The sequence below is a fragment of the Candidatus Vicinibacter proximus genome (assembly GCA_016713905.1).
Lineage (GTDB): Bacteria > Bacteroidota > Bacteroidia > Chitinophagales > Saprospiraceae > Vicinibacter > Vicinibacter proximus.
In genome coordinates this window covers 291384-312601 of sequence record JADJOE010000001.1, presented here as the reverse complement: position 1 = coordinate 312601, position 21218 = coordinate 291384, and the positions used below count along the sequence as shown (strand labels likewise).

The 21218-nt window shown below is 35.0% G+C and carries 14 protein-coding genes; 4 read left to right on the top strand and 10 right to left on the bottom strand.

Going from position 1 to position 21218, the window contains the following annotated elements; translation table 11 throughout:
- Window positions 1-23: 23 nt before the first annotated feature.
- The 5 genes from IPJ83_01255 to IPJ83_01235 form a co-directional block, all read right to left on the bottom strand.
- Window positions 24-3149 carry a gliding motility-associated C-terminal domain-containing protein gene (locus IPJ83_01255; GenBank protein MBK7879174.1) on the bottom strand — a complete coding sequence of 1042 codons (3126 nt, stop codon included), beginning with the start codon at window positions 3147-3149 and terminating at the stop codon, window positions 24-26.
- Window positions 3150-3366: 217 nt separating this feature from the next.
- Window positions 3367-7338: a T9SS type A sorting domain-containing protein gene (locus IPJ83_01250; GenBank protein ID MBK7879173.1), complete on the bottom strand. Its 3972-nt coding sequence runs from the start codon at window positions 7336-7338 to the stop codon at window positions 3367-3369.
- 111 nt (window positions 7339-7449) lie between these two features.
- Entirely contained in the window at window positions 7450-8169 is a 720-nt protein-coding gene (locus IPJ83_01245) for a response regulator transcription factor (protein MBK7879172.1), read from the bottom strand.
- 166 nt (window positions 8170-8335) lie between these two features.
- Window positions 8336-9313 carry a N(4)-(beta-N-acetylglucosaminyl)-L-asparaginase gene (locus tag IPJ83_01240; GenBank protein ID MBK7879171.1) on the bottom strand — a complete coding sequence of 326 codons (978 nt, stop codon included), beginning with the start codon at window positions 9311-9313 and terminating at the stop codon, window positions 8336-8338.
- 4 nt (window positions 9314-9317) lie between these two features.
- A complete protein-coding gene (locus IPJ83_01235) occupies window positions 9318-12206 on the bottom strand; it encodes a GH92 family glycosyl hydrolase (protein MBK7879170.1) in 2889 nt (962 codons plus the stop codon).
- Between the two features lie 73 nt (window positions 12207-12279).
- Here IPJ83_01235 and IPJ83_01230 point away from each other — a divergent pair, with 73 nt between their 5' ends.
- Window positions 12280-13146: a lysophospholipid acyltransferase family protein gene (locus IPJ83_01230; GenBank protein MBK7879169.1), complete on the top strand. Its 867-nt coding sequence runs from the start codon at window positions 12280-12282 to the stop codon at window positions 13144-13146.
- A gap of 168 nt (window positions 13147-13314) precedes the next feature.
- On the opposite strand, the gene IPJ83_01225 is transcribed toward IPJ83_01230, so the two are convergent.
- Together IPJ83_01225 and IPJ83_01220 are read right to left on the bottom strand one after the other, a co-directional pair.
- On the bottom strand, window positions 13315-14688 hold the full coding sequence (locus IPJ83_01225) for a cation:dicarboxylase symporter family transporter (GenBank protein ID MBK7879168.1): 1374 nt from the start codon (window positions 14686-14688) through the stop codon (window positions 13315-13317).
- A gap of 36 nt (window positions 14689-14724) precedes the next feature.
- The gene (locus IPJ83_01220) at window positions 14725-15384 is read right to left on the bottom strand and encodes a DedA family protein (GenBank protein ID MBK7879167.1); all 660 of its coding nucleotides are present in this window, start codon (window positions 15382-15384) and stop codon (window positions 14725-14727) included.
- 209 nt (window positions 15385-15593) lie between these two features.
- On the opposite strand from IPJ83_01220, the gene IPJ83_01215 reads away from it, so the two are divergent.
- On the top strand, window positions 15594-16103 hold the full coding sequence (locus tag IPJ83_01215) for a hypothetical protein (GenBank protein MBK7879166.1): 510 nt from the start codon (window positions 15594-15596) through the stop codon (window positions 16101-16103).
- A 4-nt stretch (window positions 16104-16107) separates the two neighbouring features.
- On the opposite strand, the gene IPJ83_01210 is transcribed toward IPJ83_01215, so the two are convergent.
- Window positions 16108-16773, bottom strand: a complete 666-nt coding sequence (locus IPJ83_01210; GenBank protein ID MBK7879165.1) for a DUF4159 domain-containing protein — start codon at window positions 16771-16773, stop codon at window positions 16108-16110.
- A complete protein-coding gene (locus IPJ83_01205) occupies window positions 16770-17477 on the bottom strand; it encodes a 16S rRNA (uracil(1498)-N(3))-methyltransferase (GenBank protein MBK7879164.1) in 708 nt (235 codons plus the stop codon). The genes IPJ83_01210 and IPJ83_01205 overlap by 4 nt, the downstream gene beginning before the upstream one ends.
- Before the next feature lie 157 nt (window positions 17478-17634).
- On the opposite strand from IPJ83_01205, the gene rseP reads away from it, so the two are divergent.
- Both rseP and IPJ83_01195 read left to right on the top strand, forming a co-directional pair.
- Window positions 17635-18972: an RIP metalloprotease RseP gene (rseP, locus tag IPJ83_01200; protein ID MBK7879163.1), complete on the top strand. Its 1338-nt coding sequence runs from the start codon at window positions 17635-17637 to the stop codon at window positions 18970-18972.
- 1 nt (window position 18973) lies between these two features.
- The gene (locus IPJ83_01195) at window positions 18974-19486 is read left to right on the top strand and encodes a hypothetical protein (GenBank protein MBK7879162.1); all 513 of its coding nucleotides are present in this window, start codon (window positions 18974-18976) and stop codon (window positions 19484-19486) included.
- 117 nt (window positions 19487-19603) lie between these two features.
- On the opposite strand, the gene IPJ83_01190 is transcribed toward IPJ83_01195, so the two are convergent.
- Window positions 19604-21211 carry a hypothetical protein gene (locus IPJ83_01190; protein ID MBK7879161.1) on the bottom strand — a complete coding sequence of 536 codons (1608 nt, stop codon included), beginning with the start codon at window positions 21209-21211 and terminating at the stop codon, window positions 19604-19606.
- Window positions 21212-21218: the final 7 nt, after the last annotated feature.

The window sequence follows — 21218 nt, the reverse complement described above, 5'->3', positions numbered from 1 at the left end:
TTCGGTGTTTACTTGGTTTAAAATTATTTTACAAGGGTAACTGTTCCTCTATAAATTACATCATTTTTTCCAGGTTCCTTTACGGTTAAAACCCACATATATGTTCCTTCAGTTAAGTCTGCTTCATCAGGGTTTTGATCTGGCCACTCATTTACGTAGTTACTTTTGTTAAAAATTAGCTTTCCCCAACGATTAAAGATCTGCAGAGTATTGCTATAATTTTCAATACATTCAATGACAAAAAAATCATTAAAACCATCTCCGTTCGGAGATATCGCCAACCGTCCTTTAAAACATGGTTCATCCGGTGGAGTTCCAACGCAAACTGTAAAACTTTGTGATTTACTGCATCCATTTTGATCAGTTACTCTTAAGCTGCAAGTTCCCGAAGGAAGGGCATCTGCTATTGGAGTTATTTCATTAGAACACCATAGATAAGTCAAAGTACCTGATCCTCCAGTGGCCACAGCTTCATATCTGCCATCAGAGGTTGTATTGTCTGTAGCACAACTTAATTTGCGAATATTAATGCTAATATCCTGTGCATCATTAACTGTTAATGAAGTTGACGTGCTGGTTTTTCCAAGTGCGTCCGTCACCGTTAACGTATAGGTACCAGGACAAAGATTATCTGCTATGTTTGAATTTAAATTTGGATTATGTGACCATCTGTAAGTTATTGGAGCTGTACCCCCGGTTGTGGTTGCGATGATCTTCCCATCACACACACCTCTACAACTTACTGCTGATCCTCCAGGTTTGGTATCAATTTTTATACTTACAGAAGGACCTCCTCCAGAATTATCCTGCGGTATTATAACTTCAATTTGCTGAGTGCAATTGTTAGCATCTGTGACAAGAAAAGTATAAGTCCCCGGTGCCGCATTAGTTAAATCTTTAGCGGTCGAAACTACTCCGGTCCCTGCTTTGGACCATTCGAATTTATATAGAGGAGTTCCTCCGGTTGTTGTAGTTGTTGCTGAGCCATTTGATCCAGACGATGGAACGATTTGATTCACCACAACACTCAATCGTTGAGGCTCAGTAATAATAAATGTGTCTCTTGAAACATTACCATTTGCATCTGTAACTCTTACATTATAGGTTCCCGCACATAGATTGCTAATGGAAATAGTCGTTTGCCCTCCGGGAGCCCAAAGATAACTATATGGTATGGCTCCTCCTTGAGTTTCAACTCTTAACGCACCAGTACATTCTCCAAAACAACGAATACTGTCTGTCCTTGTGATGTTGGAAACTAATGGTGTAACTGGACAATTGACTCTGAAGGTATCTTTGCTAATGCATCCATTACAATCCGTCACACTTACAGCATAATTACCACATCTAAGGTTGATTACTTTATCAATTGTATCTAGAACTGTATTATTAGGTGTTCTAAACCATTTATACTTATACGGTTGGCAACCTCCAGTCACTATTGCTTCAACTCTTCCATCATTTTTTATATCCGATTCGTGTGTTACTGAAGCGTTAATTACTATAGGCAATGCATCATTAATGGTTATTGTTGGGCTGTTTGCAGTTTTATTAGGTGGCGCAGTATCCGTAACTTTAAGATAATACCTTCCAGGACATAAAGTTGTCGGGTCTTTAGTCGTAATTGCTGGGGAAACAGGTTGGTTGGTATTTGCATCAAACCACTGATATGTAAAATTCCCGGAACCAGCTGTAACGTTAACAGAAGCTGACCCATTACAATCTCCTGCACATTTCACATGGCCAATTGAATTTATACTCACTATTGGGTCTGTTGGCCCTGTATTGCATTGGATGGTAATCGTCTTCTCACTGAGCACAACTGTTGGTTCAGGTTTATTGCATCCTGCAGAAAATTCTAGACTTCCGCCTAAAGGAATAAACTTAGGACTCGTCGTGGTTACACATTTACCAATCACATCAAAGCATAAACTGAATAGGGATGTGCCATTTGCTAAAGTTTGTGCACCGGCCGTTCTGAAAGCCCAAAGCACCTTAATGGTATCATTTGTTGGAACAATATCTGAAGGTTGTAGATCGGCAAGATTTATTCCAGAGACTCTTTTGAATCTGAGTTTAGTATTGTCATATTTTATAGCAAATTGAAAAGCTTCAATACAACTAAAATCGTTAACATAAATAGGCAGACAAAGCTCAGTCCCCTCCAAAACACTAGTGTCTCTTGTGAATAAGGTCAACAAGGATTGTGGTTCAACAATTGTATAAGAACCTTTTTCAGAAACAACGGGTACATTACCTTGTGCATTAGTTACTTCTATAACCCTAAATGGAGCATTTACAAATTCCATGTCTGTCGAGGATCCATTCGAGCCAACTGCAGTGAAACAAACTTGGAAGATTACCTGATTATCTGGAATGGTTACCCCAACTCCACTATTAGGTGACCAAACCCACCCAAGTTCTGTACTGTCTGAATTAATACTAAAATCCCCTCCGTTTAAATCAACAAGATTAAAACTGCCCACACTTTTAAATTTTGCAACTGATTTGTTCCATTTCAAAGTTGCCTGCATAGTTTCTATTCCCGTAAAATTCTTTACACTCACACTGATACATCCATCTGTACCTCTGGGTACAGTAATTTTTGAAGCTGTAAAGGTGAAATCCTTTGCTCCGCCGCCACCTGAACCTGGGCACCCAACGCCGTTAACTTTAACTTTTCCTTCTTGAGAATTTACTGTTATGGGCTCTTCATTTTCATCTAAAACCTCTATTGAGGTAGGTTTATTGGCCAATCGAATAAAAGATGAATCACAAGGCTTTCCAATTAATTTAAATCGAATTTCAAATAGGGCTGTATTATTAGGAAAGGTTACTGGATCCGATGTTTCGCTATTCCAGGTAAAAGTTAGTTGCCCATTTTTAATATTTGCTGCACCACCTCTATGATCTCCAACATTTACATTATAATCTATCTTTTTATTAACCACGTCAACAAGCTCCAATACAGCCGAATCATAGGTTATTGAATACTGGGTTGCGGTAATTTTTGTAAAATTATCTGTTTCTACTTTAACATTTACAAAATCATTCTGATTACCATTGGGACTGCTGAATTTAATTAAAAATTGAGCATTCACAGTAAAAATGGAGAGGAGTAAAAAAAACGCTAAAATTAATTTTTTCATAATTTACTGAATTTCGGGAAAACCAAATACATAAAACACTTTACAAAGATAAAGACAAGTTAACAATTGTTTTAGCAATATGGTAATTTTCTTTAATATCTAATTTTTTGACAATGAATTTTAATTTCGCTTTAATTTTCATTTATTCTGATATAAAATTAGCCTGACTGTGGGTTATCCACAATCAGGCCTTTATTCTGCATTTACTCAATCCTTATCATTTTATAAACACCATTTTACGAGTTTCGCTAAAGTTCTGGGAATTTAATTGGATATAAAAGATACCCGCTGAACCCAAATCCGATGCTTTAACTATATACTCATGATATCCTTTGCCGTATACTTTTGTATTCCTTCTCAAAACTTTTCCGTCTAAATCGTATATTACAAGACTAAGTTCTTGACTTTCAGGTATTTCAAACCCAACAACTGTATGATCGCTAAATGGATTTGGCTTGTTTTGATACAATTTTGCTACCGCTTGGGTTGGTTTTTCCTCCGTATGATTCTTAGTCCTAAAGTTAAGATCCAATTCAAATAAATTTGCTTGATCATCATAGATCTCTGAATTAAAGCCTAATTTATTAATATTCAATACTTTATCTAATTTTGTTGCACTCTTGGACCTCAAAACAATACTAAACAAATGACTTCCGGTTTTTATGCTAATTGCTTCGGGAGCGACAAAACTTAGTTTTAACTTATTGTCTGTAATAGCATAGTTTTCATCGGTTAAATTTAATAAACCGGAATTCAATCCTACAAAATCTGCCTGAGAAATATCCATATCTAAGGACATTTGAATTCCTCCTAAAATCAAATCATCTGAGGCAAATATTGGAACAGTAATTTGTTCTCCTGCTGTTAATTCTATTTGATCGGTGTATAATTTAAATTCTCCTGAGGTTCTTGAACTAATCTCTCTTCCAAGATTGTTCACATCTGCATTCCCTGAAACATCCCCTATCTTAATTCCATAAAAATCTGTGTTCATTTCGTTTTGTCCAATTGAACCATATTTTATGAACTCGTCATAAGGAAATGGACTTTTAGGATTCGCAAAATTGAAAGATGTTGGTACAAATCTCCATGATTTATTATTTGTAAATTTATCAATTTTACCGAGCACTAACTTTCTAAGTTCAGCCATGTCTGCAGCTGTAATTGTCTTGCTGTTATTGGCATCAGCTGCAATGATCAAATAAGGAGAGGTAAACTCTTGTTGACCAAGGATATGTTTTTGAATCAACAAAATATCATGTGTACTAACTCCATTCAAGAAATCATAGTTTTTGGAAGGAATAACTGTATAATCTATCTTTGAAGTAACTGTATTAAAGCTGTAAATTCCACTGGCATTGGTATAAGTTATATTGCTTCCTGCGGGATTAGTACGCTCAAGCAATATCTCAGTATTGTTCAAGGATCTATTATCCTGTGTTGCAATTCTACCCTGAATTGTCAAGCCGGTAGGACAAACATGATTTGGGTCTTGAATTTCTAAAGTTGTTTCACAATAATCTGAATTTCCTGCTTTGTCAACTACATAGATCCTTAGAATATTTTTTCCTCTATTGCTGCAATCAAATATCATGCTTGGAACAAAGGTATTATTCACCAGAAAATAGTACTTCAAACTATCTTTTGGAGTACAATTATCTTCACTGTTGATATTAAAATCTTTTGCCCATATCTCAATACTTCTCGTACTAGGCATTACTGTTGTTGTTATACCACTGTTGCAATATGGTGTCGGTTTTTTACCATCTCTAACGTTTAGAATAAAAGTACAACTAGTAAGGTTATTACAGGCATCTTTAACTCTAAATGTAATTTTGTGCTCTCCTACAGGGTAAACTGCACTTGCATCGGCTCCAATTCCTGTGAATGCTGCATCAATTATACCATCATTATTTAAATCAACCTCATGATACCACACAAGATTTAATGTATCCGTACAATCATCTGTTGCTCTTCCTCTGAGATCTACAAACCCTGCACATCCTGGGCCGAAAACATCTACAGTTCTGTTTCTGCAATCACTTATAATTGTTGGAGGCACTGTGTTGCTGATTTTAATTATTTGCTTCCAGGTCCAATATCCTTTCGTTTGTGAATTATTTGGGTCATAAAGACACCAATCTATCACGGTCCAGGTTCTGATAATCTTTACACATGCATCAGGATCCAAAGTGAATACTTGATCTGTATAATTTGTAAAAATGCTGTTGCATCTATCTGCAAACTCTACCTTTGGTTTGCCAGTAATATCTGGTGAAATTTCTGGTTTGTTTAGACAAGTAGTATTGCTGATATAATCTAATGGCCAAGTCACTTTTACATTATCTGGAGTGAAATCATAAACAACAATAGTTTGTGTACATCTACTTACCAAACCGTTGCCATCTGTTGCTTCAAATACTCTGGTAATAGTATCCCGTCCACATTTACCTCTGGTTGAGACGAATTCTTTTATGGTAACTCCACAACCATCGTATGCATATCCGTCGATTGCTGGAGCATCCATGATGACACGTGGGTCTTTAATTATTATTGGCTTTCTATCAGCTACATTGTTTCTCACTGTTCCAAAAACACTTAAATCTGGATAGTCATATTCACAACTTACTGTTATATTAGGAGGACAAAATATGAATGGAGCAATTTTATCTTGAACTTCCACTTCAACCATACAAGTATTACTGTTGCCTGCTAAATCCCACACCCTCAAAGAAACCATTATTGTCTTTCCTATGTCATCACAACAAAAATAAACATAAGGGCCCCATTTATTACTTCTGGCCGTATCCTTGCATGGTACGCCATTATCCATTCTCTTTACTTCAAATCTATCAATTACACAATTGTCGTGTGAACGATCATCAAAAGTCAAGGCTTCTATTTTAGCTGTACCGTCTACAGTTAGGGTAACCACTGTTTTCTGATCACACACTACGACTGGAGGCACTTTATCTTCAACAAGTACTTCAGTTGAACAATCTGTATAATTTCCACATTCATCCGTAGCTCTGAAAATTACCCAATTTAACCCCAATGGTAGTCCAGATATAGAAAAATATCCATTAGGTAATTTTACCACATTGGCAGTAGAGGTTCCTTCATATGTAGGCACTCCTCCAGGAGATTGTATTTTGTATCCAACTTGAAAAGTAACTCTTGAGCATTCCTTAACTATGGTTGGCGGCGGAATTAAAACAGTTCCTGTGCAACTCCAAACGTCTGTACTAATATTCATTAATGGATTGCAAAAAAGAATTGGACCTCTGTCATCAATTACTTTTACAATTTGGAAATGAGTAAAAATATTTTGCCCTGCCGGAGCACACCAATCCAAAACGGTCCACTTTCTTAAAACTTTAAATGATTTTGGACACACAGGTATGAGTTGGTCCTCATAGGCTACAGCTATTTTACATACTCCCCAGTTTGGAAAAATTGTGTCATTTCCTACTAGAGGAACTCCGCTTATTAAAGGGGAAGGAATAGTATCAAATTGATCACAACTATAAATTGCATCGCTTGGCCATACAATATCTGATTGTTTGAATTTCTTATAATAGACACATTGATTACATGTATCTGATTTATTTCCACTTGCATCAACATAGTAGTATCTAATGGTCCTTTTTGCAATTATACTGTCGTTCGGGTTAAGTGTGCAATCAAACATTTCTGTGTTATCAGATAAGTTGATTCGAGTTACCCCTGAACAATTGTCTCGTACAAATGGCTGTAATAACAAATGGTCTCTATTGTTACAAAATACTGTGTCATTGGGTGGACAAATGATCGTTGGAGGCAACTTATCTTCGACAAGTATGTGACCCCAGCAAGAATTGTTTCCCAAGTAAACTGCAACTTTTAGACGTTTGCCAACATGCGTACTATTTACCTCTGGAAGTGGTAATGGAAGTCCATTGGTTCCGAAAACAACAACAACATAATTACACGGACCACCTGGGTCTTCAAGTATCATGTCTGGAGTAATCGTTGCTTCGCAATTTTCGTCAAGTGAAACCTGAATATCATCATCACATGCCAATGGACATTGAGAGATTCCTTGCACCTGAATTATAAAAAAGCTGAGCAAAAGAAACAGTGCATTCATAAAGACTGCCTGCCTTCGAGTTTGGAAATTAATTTTGGTAGTAAACGTTTCCTTTTTCATGTTAATACTTTCAGTTAAACGGATATGAGTAAATCAAAAATTTTTACAAATGCTTAGCTTCTCGGACAATCTGGTCCAAGTGTGAGTCGATAGTTTTAGTTTTGTTTTTTCTTAAATCAAATTATAGTCCCGGGCTATCTTAAGAAGATTCAAAGCATTGGAAGCTCCTAACTTTCTCATCAGATTCTTCCTGTGAACACTCACGGTCTCCTTACTGATAAACAGTTCTGCAGCTATCGTCTTTGAAGACTTCCCTTCGGTCATTTTCTCAAGTATTTCTGATTCTCTTTTGGTAAGATGGAACTTTGCATTAAAGCGGTTTAGCATTGGTGTACTTGTCTGCTTTACCACTTCAGATGAAATTTTCTGGGTAGCTTCGATGCCTTTACCAAAGAAAATTTCTCCATCCATCACCTCTCTAATTCCTTCAACTAGATTATCAAGATCAGAATACTTTGAAAGATACCCGTCGGCACCCTGCTGGAAAGACTCCCGTACGACCTTGGCTTCTGTAGACATGCTCACAATTAAAACCTTGGTTTCCGGATTCCTCTCCTTGATTTTCGGAATCAACCGAATCCCATCTGATTTGGTCAGATTAAGATCCAGAAATACTAAATCAAGATCATTTTGTCGAAGTTTGGCTAAAAAGTCATCTTCTGATAGACTTTCAACAGCTACCGTGATATCAAATCCGGATTTTATAGTTGTCAATAGAAGTACAAAACTTCTTAGAAACAACTCATGATCATCAACCACGCCAACTTTCAAACTTCGCATATAGTCTTGGTCTAATATGTCTTGCGTTTCTACAAGCAAAACCAATGCCAAAAGCTGTATTTATGGGGTCAATTCTCTTTAGAAGATTAAAATTGAAGTTGTTGTAAATTAATATATAGTGTTGTTTATCAATATATTATATCCAATAAAAATGCATTATGCACTTAAAATAATGGATATAATTTTTTTTTAATAAGTTAGTTTGGGGTGGTCATTCTTAGTATGGAAAATACGAATCGGCATCATGTACAGTGATTTTACCATCCTCAGCAACAATATATTGAAAGCCCTTTCTTAGCCCATATGCCCCTATCTGACCCCGCTTATTTATGGCTATATATCCCACTTGCATGTCCTTTGATTCTTTAAGAGTTAACAACCTTTTAATGGCTTCTTTGCATGCATTTTGTGGACTCAAACCATGTCTCATCATTTCAACAACCGAAAAAGCCCCAACCTTTTTAATTACTGCTTCTCCAAGACCAGTTGCCGTTGCTGCACCGATTTCATTATCAACATAAAGCCCTGCACCAATTATAGGAGAATCTCCAACTCTTCCTTTCATCTTGAATGCAAGTCCGGAGGTGCTGCACGCTCCTGAAAGATGTTGCATATTATCCATTGCAAGAATTCCAATGGTGTCGTGCCTTTCTACATTAATTATAGGCTTATATTCAGATTTTATCAACCAATCTTTCCAAGCTTTTTTCGCATTTTCAGTTAATAAATTCTGCTTTTCAAATCCTTCCGCCAGCGCAAATTTCTGTGCACCATCCCCGGCTAAAAATACATGTGGTGTTTTTTCCATAACTTTTCTGGCAACGGATACTGGATGAAGTATGTCTTGCAAATAAAGAACAGCCCCAGCATTTCCTAAATGATCCATTATGCATGCGTCTAAGGTAACATCGCCATCTCGGTCAGGAAATCCACCTAAGCCTACTGAAGTGTCCAATGGATCAGCTTCTGGTTCCCTTGCTCCCGCTTCCACAGCATCCAATGCACTTCCTCCTTCATAAAGCTTATTCCAAGCTGCTTTAGCAGCTTTTGGGTTATTCCATGTGGCAATCACTTTCATTTTTGGAATTTTATTATTCTTTCCAACAATTGATTCTAGTTCTTTAAACCAATTTGCTGATGAAATACCTAAGACTGAAATCCCAATGGATTGTATAAATTTTCTTCTTTCTTTCATATTCCTACTTTTTTATAAGCTTTACTTCATCAATAAAAATCCAACTATTTTCTCCTGATGAAAGATGCCACTCAGGAAGCTTTCCAGGATTTTTTGCTACTAACTTGATGAACCTAGTGCCTTTCTGCTTTATTTCAAATTGAAATAATTTATCAAAAGCACCATTCGTATTTTGTGGTGTTGTGTTAAAATATTCTGATTCTAGAATATAATCCGTTCCATTTGGTGAAGTCAAAACCTGAACGCTAGCTGGTAATAGAATCCAAGAATTTTGATCTTGTAAAAACCTCGCCTCCACCCTTTCAATTCCCAAATTCTCTTCCAGAGAAAATTCAATATTGAAATCTTTACCAAAATACCCTTGCCAATGTCCATCTCTAAAATCTAAACTCCCTTCCAATCCATCCATCAGGGCTTCCCTTCCTCCTCCTGCATACATAGGAGAAAATTCAGTGATTCTTCTAATCTCATAACCTCCTGGACGTTTTGTAAAATTAGCCAATAACCAAGGACTGGTTTTCCCTGCTGGTTCACTGTTTTTGTTTTTGAAGAAAATTTTTTGATTTTCTCTGAATATTATAGAATTTGTGTAATTACGTTCAGGACCATCTAGATTTCCAATTTTGTATACTATCCCGAAATTTCCCAAGGATGAGAAATTTATTTTTACACTATCTTGAAAAGTCCTGTTTCCTTCAGAAATATATGGCAATGTAAATTTAAAATCATCAGCCAAGGTATCTTGATTCATTACTAAGTCTATAAATTTATCATCATTAAAAATAAATTCTAATTTGTCTCCGGGATTTAATTCAACTAAAGAGTTCTGGAGAATTCCGTTTTTAATAATCTGGTGAACATACTTAGATCCACTTTTTCTATTGGAAATTATATGTATTCGTTTTTCGCCAGGAACTTTAATACTCGCTTTATCAAAAATAAAATATCCTGGGTCATAAGAATTCAAAATTGGATTTACAGGATAAAATCCCAAACTACTCCAAATATACCAGGCAGACATTTGTCCACAATCCTCATTTCCACATAATCCATCCGGTTGTGTAGTGTACATCGTTTGTAAAATTCTTTTTACAATTTGCTGGGTCTTGTTGCTGCGATTACAATAATTATATAAATATGCTACATGATGACTTGGTTCATTGCCATGTGCATATTGCCCAATCAAACCGGTAATATCAGATTGTTCACGACCCGTCATTTTTGAATCAGATTGAAACAAACTATCCAGTAAAATTTCCAGAGGTTGCTTGTCAAAAATATTTGATTTGCCTTTTCCTCTTGTATTATTAAAACATTCTATCATACCCCATACATCATGATGAGCCCCAAATAAGTAATGCCATGCATTTGCTTCGGTGAAATGGAAATTAACTTCCTTTGGGTCAAAGGGTTCAATGAACGTATGGTTAAGTTTTGCTTGAAAAAAACTTGTTTCGGGATTAAACAAATTTTTAAAGTAATTATGTTCCCTTATACTTTCATCATCAGGAACAATCCATTTTAGTGCCCCAAAATCAACACTATTTTCAATAGTCTTTGACACTGATTCACTGCATTCCTCAGAGGAAATAAACCCCTTTTTAAAATTTTCTAAACAAGAAAAATCTAAAGCCAAAGTTCCGCGAATTGCCTTTTCAATATTTTGTCTATATTTTTCAATTCTGGAATTACGATCCAACAATGCATTTGCTAAAACAGGAATTGAATGATTGCCAATCATACAATAAGTTTCATTTCCTGCCAATTCCCAAACAGGAAGTCTTCCAGATTCTTCAAACTGCCCTAGAAAACTCAAAACAAATTTTTCGTTAAAATCGGGATAAACTAATTGATATAAAGGGTGAGCTGCCCTATAGGTGTCCCAAAGTGAAAATACTGTATATCTTGGATATTCTGATTCACCAATATGAATTTTATTGTCCATTCCACGATACCTGTTATCGGTATCCTGGAAAAGATTTGGTTGGATTAACAAATGATATAGTGCGGAGTAAAATATGACTTTACTTTTGTGTTCAGAATTTTTAGAGCCTACATCGATTCTCCCTAACATATTGTTCCATAAACTCCTGGTTGATTTATACGCCTTTTCAAAATTATAGCCAACCCACTCTGATTGAAGATTAGTTTGAGCTCCATCTTCGTCCACCGCCGAAATAGCACATTGCAAAACAACACGTTTAGTGTTCTTTTCAAATTCGCAAAAAAGTACTAAGCTATCTCTACTTAATAAGGTCCTTTTAAATGGTACAGATGATTTTAAGTCGAAATAAATATGCTGTTCCTTTGCCCAAGAGGAGGAAATTCTCCTCCCTGAAATTTCATTCTTACCTATAGTTTCGAAGCCCCCGCTTATCACTTTGTCTCGATGTTTTAGGTCAATTTTAATCCACTTGTGTTCGTTTTCCTTTTTAAAAAAATATTCATGAATTCCTGTCCGCGGGGTAACCGTAAGACGTACTTCGATTTTTGGTTGGATCAAGAAACATTCATATTTTCCTGGTACGGCCTTTTCCAATTTCTTGTCAAATTCTGCAGCGCATGATTGGTTGCCTAAAAATCCATCTGAAAATTCCAGCTTTCCGCAGCCTGGCATAACCAATATATCACAATAATCAGCGACCCCTGTTCCAGAAAGATGTGTATGGCTAAATCCATATATTATTGAATCTGAATAATGATATCCGGAGCAACCATCCCAGCCTTTAATCCTGGTATCCGGACTTAATTGCACCATTCCAAAGGGACTTGTAGCACCAGGAAAGGTATGACCATGTCCTCCCGTGCCAATAAATGGATTTACATACTCAACATATTGAGCATGGGAAAACAATGGAAAAAATAAACAATACCAGAACAAATTTTTATACATAAAACTATTTCAGCTACTAATACTCAAATATAATTTAGTGTTATGAATTGTCATTGATTATTTTTGCACTCGCATGCTAATTTATTTAATTATCCGATTTTTTCTTTTTTTCTTCAGGTTCTTGCCCTTCGGAGTACTGCGTCTTCTCTCTGATATTGTGTATTATGTCTTATTTTATATAATTAGATATCGTCGTAAGGTAATAGAAGATAATCTGGTTTCATGCTTTCCCAATTTAAGAGGTATAGAAAAAATAAATATAATTAAAAAAACTTACCAAAACATCTCTGATATATTTATTGAGGGCATCAAGGGATTGCTGCTGAGTAAAGAAGAAATATTTACCAGAAACACATTCATCAATTCCAACCTTGTAAATGACTATTTAAATAAAGGGCAGTCTGTAATTTGTGTTTGTGGGCATTACAATAACTGGGAATGGACAGTATTAGGAATTGGTTACTATTTTCAAAATAAAGTCATTGGTATTTATAAAAAAATTTCTAATCCTTATGTTGAAAATTATATTAGAAAATTAAGAGCCAAAAGTTCAATGTTGCTTTTGCCTACCAGTGAAACTAGAAAAATGATTGAAGAAATTCCAAATGGAAAACTTATTCTACTAATGGCAGATCAGAATCCCTCCAACGTTAATGATGCAATTTGGGTAAAATTTTTTAATAAAGAAACTGCATGTTTGCATGGTTTGGAAAAATATGCAAGAGCTTATAATTTACCTGTAATTTATATGGAAATGCAAAGAATCAAAAGATCCTATTACACCTTAGAGTTTAGTATGTTAGTAGAAAATCCTTCCAGTTGTTCCTTTGGAGAAATTACGCAAAAATTTATGTCGCAACTTGAAAAAACAATTATAAAAGATCCTTCAAACTGGCTTTGGTCACACAAAAGATGGAAACATTCTAGAAAGATTCACTAACTTTTAATTTTCTTAAAATTAGTTATATCTATTATAATACAGCTTAACAGTAAATTATAATCAATAGAAAGATAAAAGTCTTTTAATACATCACATTTGAAAAAGATCAAAAAATATTTTTTCTTGGAATTTATACTAATCGAAATTCAACGTTCTTTAAATTTCAAGTTAGTTAATCTTTTCTGTAGGTATGTTAAGTTCATTTTCCCATTTACCGATAACCACAGTTGCTAAACAATTACCAAGAGTATTGACAGCAGTTCTTGCCATATCCATTAAAGCATCAATTCCTAAAATTGCTGCAATTGGCCATTCCGGAAGTCCAAAAGAACTTACTGTAGCTGCTAAAATTACTAATGAGGCTCTTGCCACTCCGGCAACACCTTTACTGGTAAGCATAAGTGTTAGTAGCATAACTATTTGCTGACCCAAAGTCAGTTCAATTCCTGCAGCTTGTGCTACAAAAATCGCAGCTAAAGATAAATACAACGTTGTACCATCCAAATTAAAACTTAAACCCGTTGGAAGTACAAAAGCAACAACTTCTCGGTTTACACCAAATTTTTCCATATTTTCCATAGCTAATGGCAGCGCTGCCTCAGAGCTCGCTGTACCAAAAGCAATAGTCACCGGCTCTGTAACATATGCAATAAATCTTTTTATCGGAATTTTAAAAAAGAATATCATCGGTACAAAAACCAATAATACAAATGCTATTAGTGAAAGATATAAGGTAAGAAGCAATTGGATAAGATTCTTCATTATATCAATTCCAAGATTAGAAATGGTATAAGCAATTGCTCCACCAACTGCAAATGGAGCAAAGTACATAATTATGTCGGTAAACTTAAACATAATTGAAGACAGAGATTCAGCAAAAGTAATAAAAGGCTTCCTTGTCTCTTTACTTACAAACAACATAGAAATTGCAAAAAGTAAACAGAAAACTACAATCTGTAACACCTGTCCTTCAGAAATGGCTTTAATAAAATTTTCCGGAAAAACATGAAGTACAAGGTCCTTCCAGCCTTGCTGTTTAATTGTTTGAGGAATTTCCTCTTTAATTCCAGTATTCACTATGCCAACTCCTGCCTTACTTATGTTTATTGCAATTAATCCAATAACTAAAGCAACAGTAGTCACCACTTCAAAATATAATAAGGATTTCCAACCTAGTCTCCCCACCTGTTTTATATTGGAATGACCCGCTATACCCACTATAAGAGTTCCAAATAAAAGAGGTGCAATAATCGATTTAATTAATTTAATGAATATTTTACTCAGTACATTAAGCTCATTTCCTAGGACAGGAAAATCATAACCAATTTCTGCGCCAATAAACATGCTGATAAAAATCCATGTTGTTAGCTTATTAGAATTTATTCCTATTATTAACAATCCAATTATCCCAACCCATCTAATCCCTCCACTAACCGTGTCTGGAATATCAAACTGTATTAAACCATGTAAAGCTGAGAATACACCAATTATAATGGTGAACAAATAAACCAATTTGATGTGTTTGCGAATACGGCTTTTCATAATCAACAGTAGGAATTCGGTGCATTAAAATCTGACTTATTCATCAAATATTTTAGTTTTGCTAAAAATACGCTTACGGTTAAGAATTGTAATAAATAATGGCATTGCACTTATAATTATGATAAAAATTATAACCAATGAAAAATTATTCTTAACAAAGGGAATATTACCAAATAAAAACCCGATTGTAGTCAAAGGAATAATCCAGAGAATGGCACCTAGTACATTGTAATAAGTAAACCGACCTGAATTCATTTTACCGATCCCTGCAACCAACGGCACAAAAGTTCTGATTAAAGGTAAAAACCTTCCAATTACTAAGGCTTTACCTCCATGTTTTTCATAAAACTTTTGTGTTCTGATTAAGTAATCTTTTCTGAAATATTTAGAATCTTGTTCGAAAACTTTTGGCCCTAACCATTTACCAATAAAAAAATTTACTGTATTCCCTAAAATTGCTCCTATTATACAAACAAACATCACGGTGAGTAAATCCAAATTACCACTTGAGGCCATTGCTCCTGCTGCAAACAAAAGACTGTCACCAGGTAAAATAGCAGCTACAACAAGTCCGGTTTCAGAAAAAAGAATTAAAAAAAGTATAATATATATGTAGATCCCATATTGAGTTGTTAACTCAACCAAATGAACGTCAACATGCAAAAGGAAATCTAATAATTGTTTTAACCAATCCATTTTATTTTTTTACACTCCAAAGGTAGCAAGTATTTTAATGGCTCTGGTTTTTACACTTGGTTTTATTGAAATTCTGGGGGATTATTAATTTTTATATCAAATTATACATATTATATTTATAAAATATATATAATTATTTAAAATATAGTTATTTATAATTAATATTATGATTAATTGTTATATATTTGCTCTCCCAGATCTGATTTTTAATGGAACGCAATTTAAGTTTATTAAGCTTCTTACCTTTTAAAGGTCTTACCGAAAGGACAAAAGACCTTCTTTTAGCATTTATTATCACTATAGTCGGTATCATTGGAAGCTATATGATACTTGGACGGTCTATTACCCCGGATCCTGAAACCATTTCGGGCTCAGGATTCTTAAGTAAAAACAAGACCTTTAACTCCATACAAAACAATACTTTAATCCAAAAATCTGAATTAGAAAAGTCAGGAAAATTGATAATTCAAGGAAATTTTGTTACCAATGAATTACTCAATTTTGTGTTTATAGAATTTAATCCAAATCAAAAATACCTTATTGATTTTGGCAATGGAATTCGCCAAAAAATGCTGAGTACCAATATATACATGAAATTCGCTCAACCAGGATTATATGTAGTTCAACTCTACACCTTTATTGATGAAAAATGGGTGTTGGTAGCTTCCCAAACAATAAATATAAAATCTTTAGAAGACAAAACTATTTCTTTTCTCTAGATCCTTATCTCGTAAAAGCATATTGAACTAAATTGGCTCCCATTTGTAGGGCTTGAGTCCTAATTTCTTCAGGATCTTTGTGAACTTCTCTATCCTCCCATCCATCTCCCAAATCACATTCATAAGTATAAAAACAAATCAACCTTCCTTCCCATAACAAGCCAAAGCCTTGGGGGGCATTTCCTTCGTGTTTATGGATTTTAGGCAACCCATTTTTAAAATTGAAGGACTGATGATAAATAGGGTGATTGAAAGGTAGTTCTATAAATTCCAATTCGGGAAACACCTTTTTCATAGATGGCCGAATAAAAGGATTCATACCAAAGTTGTCATCAATATGAAGAAATCCACCAGCAATTAAGTATTGTCTTAAATTTTGAGATTCCATATCACTAAACACAACATTGCCATGTCCTGTCATGTGAATAAATGGATAGTTGAAAATTTCTGCACTACCAACTTCAACCGTTCCATAGTTAATATCAAGATTAGTTCTTATTTCTTTATTACAAAATTTGGATAAATTACTTAAAGAAGTCGGATTTGCATACCAATCTCCACCGCCATTATATTTTAATAAACCAAGTTTAATACTGGGTGGAGCGGTAGAAAAAGCCAAACAAGAAAGAATGGATAGTAAAGCAATTTGTATAAAATATCTGTTTGTCATTTAATATTTTTTATGGTTTGTAAAATGATACAGGATGCAATTGCTGCAGTTTCGGTCCTCAATCGGAAGTCTCCTAAATTTACCTCTTTAAAGCCGGCCAAAAGACTATTACTTATTTCTGAACTCGAGAAATCTCCTTCAGGGCCAACCAACACAATTACATCTTGGTTTGAATTATATACTGACCCGATAAACTGATCCGCACCATCTTCACAATGACAGATAAAACGTTGCGCCGTGCTATTTGTTTTTAGTAATGCTTCAAAATTTATTAAAGGTTCAAGAATAGGTAGACTAGGTCTTAATGTTTGCTTTGCGGCGGACAAAATAATTTTTTCCCATCGTTCCCTCTTTTGCTTATGATTCTCGGTTCGTGCGCACACCATAGGATAAATTTGGTCAGCTCCCGTTTCTACTGCCTTTTCTAGAAACCATTCAAACCTATCCAAATGATTTGTCAAACTTACAGCTATCGATACTTTTCCCCCCTTTACTTTTATTTCTTTTGAAATTTCAATTATTTCAATGTCGCATTGATCTTTTACAGTTCCTACGATCCTTCCGGACCAAATAATACCTTCAAAATCTGATACTAAAACGATATCGCCCAATTTATGTCTGGTAACTTTTAAACAGTGGTGACTTTCTTCAGGTGAAAGTAAAATGTTTCTCTGGCCATTTCTTAATCCCTTAAACAAAAGCATGATTGAAAAATTATGCCCAAAGATATCGGTATTCTCTTTTATAGATTCCTATAAATTGATGCGTAAATTGAGAGTTACAAATCCTGAATTTAAGTACTTATCTTCGCCACCTAAACAATTCTTCGTTTTTGTAGTTTTCAACTTCAATATTAGTACCATGGACAATTTAATAATGATAAGCCAATTTGTCTTAAGTCTCACAATCTTGGTGGTTTTGCACGAATGTGGTCATTTCTTTCCTGCCCGTTGGTTTAAGACTCGGGTTGAAAAATTTTACTTGTTTTTTGATCCATATTTTGCTTTATTTAAAAAGAAAATAGGTGAAACGGAATACGGTATTGGTTGGCTTCCCCTTGGTGGTTATGTTAAAATTTCTGGCATGGTGGATGAAAGCTTTGATACTGAACAACTCAAACAAGAACCCCAACCATGGGAGTTTAGGTCCAAACCTGCATGGCAAAGATTAATTATTATGCTTGGTGGCGTAACCGTTAACTTTATTCTTGGCTTTTTTATCTTTGGGATGCTACTTTGGAGAAATGGTATAGAATACCTACCCACTGCAAATATGACATATGGAATAAGTGTAGATAGCTTTGCATATGCTATGGGTTTTAGAGATGGTGATAAAATTATCAAAATTGGGAATTCAGATTTTGAAAGATTTGATAGGGGAAAATTACTGAAGAGCATTGTTTTAGAGAACGCAACCAACATAACTGTACTTAGAAATGAAGTTCCTGTTGAATTAAAGATTTCGCCGGATTATGCTCAAAAGCTGGCCAAACCCGAAATTAAATCCATGGAACTTTGGGGTGCCCGTATTCCTATTTCTATCGCTCGGGTACTTGATAATTCTTCAGCATCAAAATCTGGTGTTCTTCCTGGCGATATAATATATTCTATTGATGGAGAAAATGTAGGCTACTTACATGAAGCGCATCGCAAATTGAAGAACAAACCAAATACAGCTTTTAAACTTGGTATTTTACGAGGAGCGGATAGTATAAATATAAGTGTGCTATCTGATGAAAAAGGTATTATTGGGTTGGGTTGGAAATTAATGGATAAATTCTTAAAAACAGAAAAAGAACACTTTAGCTTTTTTGAATCTCTGCCTAAAGGGGTAACTACAGGAGTAGATTTATTGTCAGGCCAACTAATGGCTTTTAAGCAGATGTTTGCAGGGAAAATTAAAGCTAAAGATTCCTTAGGTGGCTTTGCTTCGATAGCAAATATGTTTGAGAAAACTTGGGATTGGACATCGTTCTGGAAAATGACCGGTATTCTTTCAATTATTTTGGGATTTATGAATTTACTTCCAATACCTGCATTAGATGGAGGATATGTAGTTTTCTTGTTGATTGAAGTAATAAGTGGAAAAAAGGTTCCAGACAAAATAATCGAAAAAGCAACTTTAATTGGATTTATATTATTACTTAGCTTACTGCTCTATGCAAATGGTTTAGATCTATTTCGCTTTCTAAATAAATAATGTGGACTATTTCGAACATTTTGGATTAGCATGTATTTTTAATTTAGATCTTGATCATTTAAGAAAACAGTATTACATAAAATCAAGAGAAAGTCATCCTGATCATCTTGATAAGGATGACGCTGTCAATCACCTTAGTTCTGCATACAACAATGAAGCCTTTAGAGTTCTTTCCAACCCTTCGCTTCGTCTAAAATACATTCTTAATCTCAAATTGGGTCCGGATCTAAATGAACCAAAACCTAATACTCTTTTCTTATCTGAAATGATGGATCTCCATGAAATGATAGATAAGGCTGTTGATAACAACAATTCAAAAGAAATCATATCACTCAAAGAAACTGTCGACCAGCTCTATTTAAATGAAAAAAATGAGATTGAAAAATATCTTGTTCAATTTGATCATGGCGACAATTCAAAGGATGTTATCCAAAAAATGATGGATTATTATATAAAACTAAAGTATTTCGATCGTCTGTATAACAATTTGAACAATAAGGAAAACGAACTGTAATCGTTGCCTCTAATTTTTGTGTCTCTTTAAATAAATTAATTTTAAAATATAACCGATACAATAAAAAAGCCTCCACATATAATGTAGAGGCTTTTATTATATTTTATTAAATTTAATTTACTTTTGATTTGTTACCTTCCAGTCCAACCCAATGGATGATCCTTCTTTAACTAACACTGGTGTTTCAAGTCCTTTAACTCTTATGGCTTTATAGTCTTCATATCCTTTTCTTACTCCTTTTACCTCCCAATCAAATTTATATGTCCCTTTTCCTTTTCTAAGTTCTCTGACTTTAAAGCCAGTAGCTGTTCGTTCTACAACTGCAAGTCCTTCAGATTCAGAAGACTGTGGGGTAAGCTGGACTGTCATTGTTGTAGGATTGATCACAATTTCAAAATGTTCACTAAACTTTACTTCACACTCACCATTGATCAACTGTGCTGTTCCTCTTTCATAAGCTGCAGCTTCTGGACCTTCCACACAAGCATACCAAATTTCTTTTGTTGGATCAGTGGGGTGATCCATCCAAAAGTTTTTCATGTTGGCTGCTACTATTGATTGAGTACCATTTATATAAATTCCGCCTATCAAAGAATTTGGATTTGAAGGACTAAAAACCCCCATGTATGGAGTCACGGTATTATTAATTGTAGCTGCAACCAATCCACATCCAGGTCGGCCCGCTAACGCGGTGATAGCCCTTCCAATTCCGCCTTGTGCATCCAAAAGGGTTCCAATTACCCTTACGGGTGTGGTTCCACTTAGAACTGCATTACTTAAAACCAATTGGGTACTTACGCCGGGTGAAGTAAAATTCGTTGCCCTTACTTGGAAGAAGGTATCTGCATTAAACCTTAGATAATATTGACTAAATGTTGCAGGATATTCTTGAATCTCAGCTCCGTATGCCGTTGTCTTCATTGCATTTGTTGGAAATGTTGTATACTCTTCAGCCCATTTATTTGTACTAGATGTAAAATTCTTTTTAGATGTTGGACCAAAGGAGAGTTCGAATTTACCTGGATTAAATGTTATTCCAACACTGGAAGAATGAGAATATTTAAGCTCGCTTCCTGCTTTTGTCCACAAGCTGTTTCCACTTGATGGTAACAAAAAACTACCCCCATTTTTACTCAACCTAATTTCATTATTTGTGGTGTCCAAAGAAATGGTTTGAATTTCATTAGTTGGATCAAAATCAGCATCATTCTTCAAGGCAGTTAGATCTACATTATTTCCTTGGGATATGGATAACATGTTACTGTTTGAATTAAAACTAAGCGTCTGCAATTCATTTTGTGGATTCCCATCATTATCCCCAGTTACGGATCCAGCCTTGCTTGCATATGCTGCAACAGGAACACTTAAAATCGGAGAATTTCCCATATTCAAATAACTTGAACCGCCAGCTGGATCTAATTCAACTTTTAATTGATATCCGGAAACACTCCAATCTATTGCTGCACATGTGCCTGATGGATTAGATCCTCCACACACATTTACATTAAAAATTCCTAAATCTGAGGTTCTTGTATTATGAATTTCGGAATAAACCGTGGCATTTGCTGCATTAACAATTGAAAGTCGCAACGAGATGTTTTGATTCACCAATGCAGCATTTTGTGCATTACGGGCTACACCCTGATACTTAAATGATGGACCTTGTGCCACCATATTAACAATAAGACCAAAGGTGAATGCGAAGATTAGTAGACTTTTATTCATGATTCAA

Excerpts from the sequence above, each read along its gene's own strand:
- rseP (MBK7879163.1), top strand. The coding sequence starts at position 17,635 with ATGGACAATTTAATAATGATAAGCCAATTTGTCTTAAGTCTCACAATC.
- IPJ83_01225 (MBK7879168.1), bottom strand. The coding sequence starts at position 14,688 with ATGAAAAGCCGTATTCGCAAACACATCAAATTGGTTTATTTGTTCACC.
- IPJ83_01240 (MBK7879171.1), bottom strand. The coding sequence starts at position 9,313 with ATGAAAGAAAGAAGAAAATTTATACAATCCATTGGGATTTCAGTCTTA.
- IPJ83_01255 (MBK7879174.1), bottom strand. The coding sequence starts at position 3,149 with ATGAAAAAATTAATTTTAGCGTTTTTTTTACTCCTCTCCATTTTTACT.
- IPJ83_01210 (MBK7879165.1), bottom strand. The coding sequence starts at position 16,773 with ATGACAAACAGATATTTTATACAAATTGCTTTACTATCCATTCTTTCT.
- IPJ83_01205 (MBK7879164.1), bottom strand. The coding sequence starts at position 17,477 with ATGCTTTTGTTTAAGGGATTAAGAAATGGCCAGAGAAACATTTTACTT.
- IPJ83_01250 (MBK7879173.1), bottom strand. The coding sequence starts at position 7,338 with ATGAAAAAGGAAACGTTTACTACCAAAATTAATTTCCAAACTCGAAGG.
- IPJ83_01230 (MBK7879169.1), top strand. The coding sequence starts at position 12,280 with ATGCTAATTTATTTAATTATCCGATTTTTTCTTTTTTTCTTCAGGTTC.
- IPJ83_01215 (MBK7879166.1), top strand. The coding sequence starts at position 15,594 with ATGGAACGCAATTTAAGTTTATTAAGCTTCTTACCTTTTAAAGGTCTT.
- IPJ83_01190 (MBK7879161.1), bottom strand. The coding sequence starts at position 21,211 with ATGAATAAAAGTCTACTAATCTTCGCATTCACCTTTGGTCTTATTGTT.
- IPJ83_01220 (MBK7879167.1), bottom strand. The coding sequence starts at position 15,384 with ATGGATTGGTTAAAACAATTATTAGATTTCCTTTTGCATGTTGACGTT.
- IPJ83_01235 (MBK7879170.1), bottom strand. The coding sequence starts at position 12,206 with ATGTATAAAAATTTGTTCTGGTATTGTTTATTTTTTCCATTGTTTTCC.